This is a genomic window from uncultured Campylobacter sp., from assembly GCF_938040115.1.
GTDB lineage: Bacteria > Campylobacterota > Campylobacteria > Campylobacterales > Campylobacteraceae > Campylobacter_A.
Genome location: NZ_CALHXD010000239.1, coordinates 22,450 through 29,298 on the forward strand (window position 1 = coordinate 22,450; position 6,849 = coordinate 29,298).

Genomic DNA, 6,849 nt, shown 5'->3' on the forward strand with positions numbered 1-6,849 from the left:
ACCCTTCTTAAATTTATGCCCCAATTCGGGCTTAAATTTAGACAACTGCGTACTTTGCCCATACGCAAACGTCTAGATCGTTTAGCTTAGCCAGCGTCTCTTTGGTTATTTTTTCATCCACAAGCACGACCGCAAGCGCCATACCGTGATCATCGCGTCCTAGGCGGAAGTCGGCGATATTGATCTTCTCTTCGGCGAGGATAGATGAAATTTTAGCGATAACGCCCGGAACGTCGTTGTTTTTAAAGATAATCATCTTGCCTTTAGGCTTAAAGTCTGTTTTAAAGCCGTTTATCGTCACGATGCGTTGCTGATTTTCGCCAAACACCGTTCCGCCGATCGTTACGACATCATTTTCGGTCGTGATGCGAACGGTGATTTTATTTTTGAAAATACTATTGCCGCCGACGGTGCTCTCTGTCGTTATGCCTTTTTCGTCGCACAAAAATTTAGCGTTTACGTAGTTTATCGTATCGCCCAAGCTCTCTTTTAAAGCGCCTACGATCGCAAAGGTAAGCATGGAATTTGCGTACTCGCTGATAGGGCCGTGCGTCTCGATGCGGATGGCTTTGATCGCTTTTTTGTTGATCTGAGCGGCGAGGAAGGCCATCTTGCTCGTAAGCTCGATATAAGGCTCCACAAAAGGCGGTAGATCTTCCGTTTTTATCGGCAAATTTAGCGCGCTAGGATAGCTGATGCCGCGAGCTGCCGAGATAGCCTGCTCGGCTGCGGCGATAGCGATATTGGCCTGAGACTCCAGCGTATTTGCGCCAAGGTGCGGCGTGACGCTGACGTTATTTAACTCAAGTAGCGGATGATCCGTCGCCGGCTCCTTCTCAAACACGTCGATACCAGCAAACGCTATCTTGCCGCTTTTTAGGCCGTTATACAGAGCCTCTTCGTTGTAAAGGCCGCCGCGAGCGCAGTTTATGAGGCGCACGCCGTCCTTCATCTTTGCGATCTCCGCTTCGCCGATCATGTTTACGGTTTCTTTATTTTTAGGAGTGTGTATGGTGATGAAATCGCACGCAAGGATATCGTCGAAATTTCGCGTATAAACGCCGCCCATATCGGTTACTTTCGACGGATCGATATATGGATCATAAGCAACGATTTGCATACCGAAAGCCGCAGCCCTAACCGCTACGCGAGAGCCGATGTTGCCAAAGCCGATGACGCCTAGAGTCTTGTTAAAAAGCTCAACGCCGTACCATTTCTCGCGTTTCCAAATTCGGTCGATTTTTAGGTCGTTGTGAGCGTACGGAAACGAGCGAGCGGCAGCTAACATATGAGCCATCGTTAGCTCTACCGCGGCGATCGTGTTTGCCGTAGGGACGTTCATCGCGATTATGCCGCGTTTTGAGCAGCCGTCGATATCTACGTTATCTACGCCCACGCCCGCGCGCACGAGAGCTTTTAGATTTTTGGCCGCATTTAAAAACGCCTCGCCGACTTCGGTCGAGCTTCGCGTGATGGCCACGTCAGCCTCGCCTAAGATATCCAAAAGCTTATCTTTGGGTACGTTTACTGCGTCGATTACTTTTATATCCTCTTCGCGATTTAAAATTTCAAAGCCGACTTTATGTATTGCGTCGCACACTATTATCGTTTTCATAGCTTGATCTCCTTGAAAGTTGAGCGTATATCGTACGCTTTAAGTTCGTTTATAACGCGATCTAAAACGCCGCCGTCTTGCGTGTTTATGTAAATTAAATTTTGTGAATTTTCTTTTACTACACTAAAATCTACGGGTATGTTTTTTAATGTTTGAGTAAGGCAGAACATCGAGTATATATCGTTTTTATCGATCACTAACTGATAGGCCGTTTTTAGGACTGTTTTTGACTCGTCTTTAAATTCTATAAATATCTCATTGCTTGCCAAAGCATATTTTTTAGGAGCCAAATTTGCCATTTCACCAACCCAAGAAGTAGGGCCAGTAGTCAAATTTTGCTCCTTGTTATTTTGTGATATTTGTAGCTCCGCAGGCACAGGCTCTTTTAAATTTACGTCCGCGTACTTATACAGCAAAGTGCCACATACGCAGACGAAAATCAGCAAAAAAGCAATCGCGCCCCAGAACAAATATCGCTTCATTTACTTATGATAGCTGTTCTTTAATAATATCGCCCAAAGTAACCTTATCGTCGCTATTTATCTCGTTTAGCACCTCGCGCTCTTTTTGTCTTGCAAGGCGCCTTACGCTTAGGCGGATTCTATTTTTCTTCTCGTCGATAAAAGCTATCGCAGCTTCGATATTATCGTTTATGTTTAGGCTTTCAGCGCTTACGCTACCTAGGTCTTCTTTGCGAATGAGCGCATCGACGTTATCGCCGAGCTCTACAAATACGCCAAAATCTTTAATATCGCGAATTTTACCGGTCACGATGTCGCCTACATTAAATTTCTTCGCATAGGCTTGTACCGGGCTTTGTTTTAGATCTTTTTGGCTAAGAGAAATTTTTTGCTCGTTAGAGTCGATTTTGATGATTTTTACCTCAACCTCGTCACCTACTTTAAACAAATCTTTGCACTTATCGTTTCTATCCCATGAAGCGTCTTCATTGTGAAGCAAGCCCTCAACTGCGCCAATCCTAACAAATGCTCCAAAGTTCGTTACGCTAGTAACTACGCCTTTAGTGACGTCCCCTTCTTTAAATTGGGCTTTAAATTCGTCAAACGGTTTTTTGAGTAGATTTTTTAGGCTCACTCTTAAGCGGCGATCTTTTGCATCTATCTCGATAACCTCGACGTCAAGCTCCTCGCCTTCACTGATGTGATCTTTTGGATTTTTGATATTTTTATCCCATGAAATTTCAGAAATGTGCAAAAAGCCCTCTATGTCGTTGCCAAGATCCACAAATGCACCATAAGGCTCAATGTTGCTGACTGTTACTTTTATAGTATCGCCCACATCTAGTCCGTCTTTTATCTCTTCCCAAGGATCCGGAGTTGCAGCCTTGATAGATAGAGAGAGGTGTTTTTTCTCGTTATCGTATTTGATAACTTTTACTAAAACCTTGTCGCCTTCTTTGTAGATAGAGCCCGGATTTACCGGTCCTTTATAGCTTATCTCGCTGTAGTGCACGAGCCCATCCACTCCACCTACGTCTACAAACATACCGTAAGTAGTGATTTTCTTAACCACACCCTCTATCACGTCCGTATTTTCAGCGACTGCAGATATCGCTTCTCTTTTTTTCTTTCTATCTTCGTCAAGCAGTTTTTTTCTTGACACGATAATGCTTTGCTCGTCTTTGTCTATTTTTATGACTTTTACTTTAAACGACTTTCCTACTACCGCGTTTGCGTCTTTAAAGCCGCCTTGCGAGCGAGGCAAGAAAAACTCGATACCGTCGCTGTTTTGAGCAACAAAACCGCCTTTATTTTTACCGATTATTTTTACGTCAAATACGTCTTGATTTTCTTCGTTATATGAGTCTATATAGGCTTTTACTTTTTCTTTTCTAAGCGCTTTTTTGTGAGAAACGATAGGTTTACCGCCTCTTGAGCCGGTTATTACGACCTTTATAGTATCGCCCGTTTTAAATTTAAGCTCTCCGTTTTCATCTTGGATCTCGGAAATATTTAAAATTCCCTCTGATTTTTTACCGACGTTTACAAAAACCTCGTCGCCTTTAATATCGACGATTATTCCGTCGCTATCCTCTTCAGTCTTTTTAAAAGACTCCTCTAACATCGCGGCAAAATCGTCGTCTTCGATACCGTCGTTTGCCTTACTAAGCTGAACTTTTTTGTTCACCGCAGCCATCTTGTTCCTTTTGTATATATTTTGCTTTTAACACAATTAGACTCAATTTTACTTAATATTAACTTATTTGTAGATTAACTTGCGAAATTTCAGGGCTAAATTTGAAATTTTGTTTAAAAAGGTAATGAGTATTTATTAAATTTGAAAGCTCTCCAGCTTATCAATCACTTTTTGGATAATCCAATCAGGCGTAGAGGCTCCAGCACTCACTCCGCAGAGATTTTTCCCCTCAAACCACGCGCGATCTAGTTCTAACTCATTTTCCACGAGATAGCTATCCTCGCAGGCGGTTTTTGAGATGAGATAGAGCTGCTTTGTATTTGAGCTATTTTTGCCGCCAACTACGACCATTACGTCAGCTCTAACGGCTAAGTTTTTGACCGCTTCTTGGTTTTCAAAAGTAGCGTTGCAAATCGTGTTAAAAACGCGTACCTCTTTTACACGCAACATCAAATAGTTTACGATTTGCATAAATTTTTCTACTTTACGCGTCGTTTGACTAATGACGGCTACTTTTTGCGCTAGTTTTACGTTCTCTAGCTCGCTCTCTTCTAGCACGACGAAAACCTTGCCGACGGCGTATGATTTTACGCCCTTTATCTCGGGGTGATTTTCATCGCCGAATATCACGATATCGTAGCCCTCTTTGCTCATTTTTTCGCAAATTTGCTGCGGTTTGGTCACAAATGGGCATGTAGCATCAATCACCTTTATATCGCTTTTTTTTAGCTCTGCTAGATCGCCTTTTGTGATACCGTGCGTGCGGATGATCGCTTTTTTTTCGCCGTCAATTTCGTTTATGCCTTCAAGCGTTTTAACATTAAAATTTTTATTTAGGCGGTTTATCTCGTCGTTGTTATGGATGATGGGTCCGATAGTTACGGCGTCCTTAGCGTTCTCGGCAATTTTTATAGCGCGCTTGACGCCAAAACAAAATCCGTAACTGCTAGCAAGCTCAATCTTCAACACTAGCTCCAAGTTGTCTTAAAATCCCGCTAAAATTTGGAAACGAAGTCGCGATAAATTCGCTCTTTTCTATAACCATTCCGCATTTTAGCCCAAGCACCGCAAAGCTCATCGCGATACGGTGATCACCGTTGCTATCTATAATAGCGCAGTTTGCCTCGCCGCCTTTTACGCTAAAGCCGTCTTCAAATTCTTCGACTTCAAGCCCGCATTTTCGCAGCCCTTGCACCATGATCGCGATGCGGTCGCTCTCTTTGACGCGAAGCTCTTTTGCGTTTCTTACGCTACTTGTGCCCTGCGCATTTGCAAATGCGATCGCAAGCGCCGGTACTTCGTCGATCAGCCACGAGATATTTTCACTCAAGTCCACGGCTTTTAGCGGAGCATGCTTTATCTCGATCTCGCCGATACTTTCGTATGTGCCGGAAGTCTCTTTAAACGTTACTTGCGTGCCCATTTTGGCTAAAATTTTAAAGGCCTCCACGCGCGTTTTATTTAGTAGTATATTTTTTAGCACGATATGAGAATTTGGGATTATCGCTGCTGCTACGGCAAAGAAAAACGCCGAACTAGGGTCGTTTGGAACGCAAATTTCAAGCGGTTTTAGCGGCGCGCTCATCGGCTCAACCTTGACGCCGTGCGGTAAAATTTGCAGACTTGCGCCCATACCCTTTAGCATGCGCTCGGTATGATCGCGGCTAAGCTCAGGCTCGCTAAGCTCGCAGCCGTTGGACTTTAGTCCCGCTAAAATCAGCGCCGATTTTACCTGCGCGGAGGCGATTTTGCTATCAAATTTAAAATACTCCAGCTTCTTGCCGCGGATCGCCAAAGGCGCATGATCCCCGCCGTTTGCGCCGTCTATCTTAGCTCCGACGCTAATCAGCGGTTTAGCCACGCGCGCCATCGGACGCCGATTTAAAAACTCGTCCCCGCTTAGTACGAAAAAACCCTCGCTAGCAGCCAAAAAGCCCATAAAAAGCCTCATCGCCGTGCCCGAGTTTCCGCACTCTAAAACAACGCTAGGCTCTTTTAAATTTGCGCTCGGAGTTATGATTAGCTCGCCCTCTTTTTCCTCGATATGCGCGCCCAAATTTTTTACGATCTCTAGCGTATTTAGCGTATCCTCGGCCTTTAGATAGTTTTTCACGCGGCTTGGCTTATCGCTTAAAAGCGAAAATATCGCGCATCTATGCGAGATAGATTTATCGGCAGCGATGTTTTCCAGGCTCGCGCTTATCGGCGTTCTTAATGCGTAAACTTTCATCTTAGTCCGATATTTAAATTTTGCTTTAAAGCGTCCAAAATTTTATCCATTATCGCCGCTACTTCCTCGTCTTCAAGCGTTTTTTGTATGTCTTGGAAGTTAAATTTGACGCTGAGACTCACGTCGTCTCCGAGCTTTTCGTCTGAATATATATCAACCGGCGCAAATTCTTTTAGGCACTCGATTTTTAGCGCGTTTATGCACTCTTTTATCGCTTCAAATTTCATGGATTTTGGTACGATTAGGCTTAGGTCTCTACTGATAGCCGGAAATTTCGAGTATGGCTTGACGACCGCACCTTCAAATTTAAGCTTTTCAAACTCTATCTCGCAAAGGTATGTTCGCGGCAGGTCGCGCGCAGCCTCGACCCGTACGTCTACGCGGCCGATATAGCCCACGCAAACGCCGTTTTGGTAGATTTTAGCTTGTTCAAATTCGCTTAAATATTTTACGTCGTCGCAGGCTTTTAGTTCAAATTCACCGATCACGTTTCTAACGGCCGTAGCAAAGCCCAAAAAGTCGATATCGGCGGGCTTTGCTCCGTTTAGCAGGCTAGGTTCTTTTGTCAGTCCGCTAGCTACGAAGCCAAATCTCTCGCTTTGCTCGCCATCCTCGCTAAATACGCTACCGAATTCAAAAATTTTGACCGATTTTCGCTGATTTTTTACGTTTCGCTCGGCCGATTTTAGCAAGTGATTTGCAAGCGTCGGCCTTAGTGTGTTTAGCTCACTATTTATCGGGTTGGCTATCTCAGCCTTGCAAGGCGCAAAACCGAGCGCCGCTAGCTCGCCGGCGTCGTCAAATACATAATGCACGCTCTCAAAAAATCCGGCAGCGGCGGTTTTTT

General features: G+C 44.4%; 5 protein-coding genes and 1 pseudogene. All 6 read right to left on the reverse strand.

Annotation, left to right across the window (positions count from 1 at the left end; all coding sequences use genetic code 11):
- Positions 1 to 37 precede the first annotated feature (37 nt).
- Entirely contained in the window at positions 38 to 1,615 is a 1,578-nt protein-coding gene (serA, locus tag Q0314_RS08130) for a phosphoglycerate dehydrogenase (RefSeq protein WP_298058128.1), read from the reverse strand.
- Positions 1,612 to 2,097 (reverse strand): hypothetical protein, encoded by a 486-nt coding sequence (locus Q0314_RS08135; RefSeq protein WP_298058129.1) that lies wholly within the window; start codon positions 2,095 to 2,097, stop codon positions 1,612 to 1,614. Before Q0314_RS08135 ends, serA begins: the two co-directional genes overlap by 4 nt.
- A 4-nt stretch (positions 2,098 to 2,101) precedes the next feature.
- Positions 2,102 to 3,772, reverse strand: coding sequence for a 30S ribosomal protein S1 (locus Q0314_RS08140; RefSeq protein ID WP_298058131.1), 1,671 nt, complete (start codon positions 3,770 to 3,772; stop codon positions 2,102 to 2,104).
- Positions 3,773 to 3,907: 135 nt separating this feature from the next.
- Positions 3,908 to 4,738 (reverse strand): 4-hydroxy-3-methylbut-2-enyl diphosphate reductase, encoded by an 831-nt coding sequence (locus tag Q0314_RS08145; RefSeq protein WP_298058132.1) that lies wholly within the window; start codon positions 4,736 to 4,738, stop codon positions 3,908 to 3,910.
- The gene (gene aroA, locus Q0314_RS08150) at positions 4,728 to 6,002 is read right to left on the reverse strand and encodes a 3-phosphoshikimate 1-carboxyvinyltransferase (RefSeq protein ID WP_298058134.1); all 1,275 of its coding nucleotides are present in this window, start codon (positions 6,000 to 6,002) and stop codon (positions 4,728 to 4,730) included. Before aroA ends, Q0314_RS08145 begins: the two co-directional genes overlap by 11 nt.
- Positions 5,999 to 6,849, reverse strand: a pseudogene (locus tag Q0314_RS08155) (phenylalanine--tRNA ligase subunit beta); the annotation flags it as partial. The pseudogene Q0314_RS08155 and the gene aroA, both read right to left, overlap by 4 nt.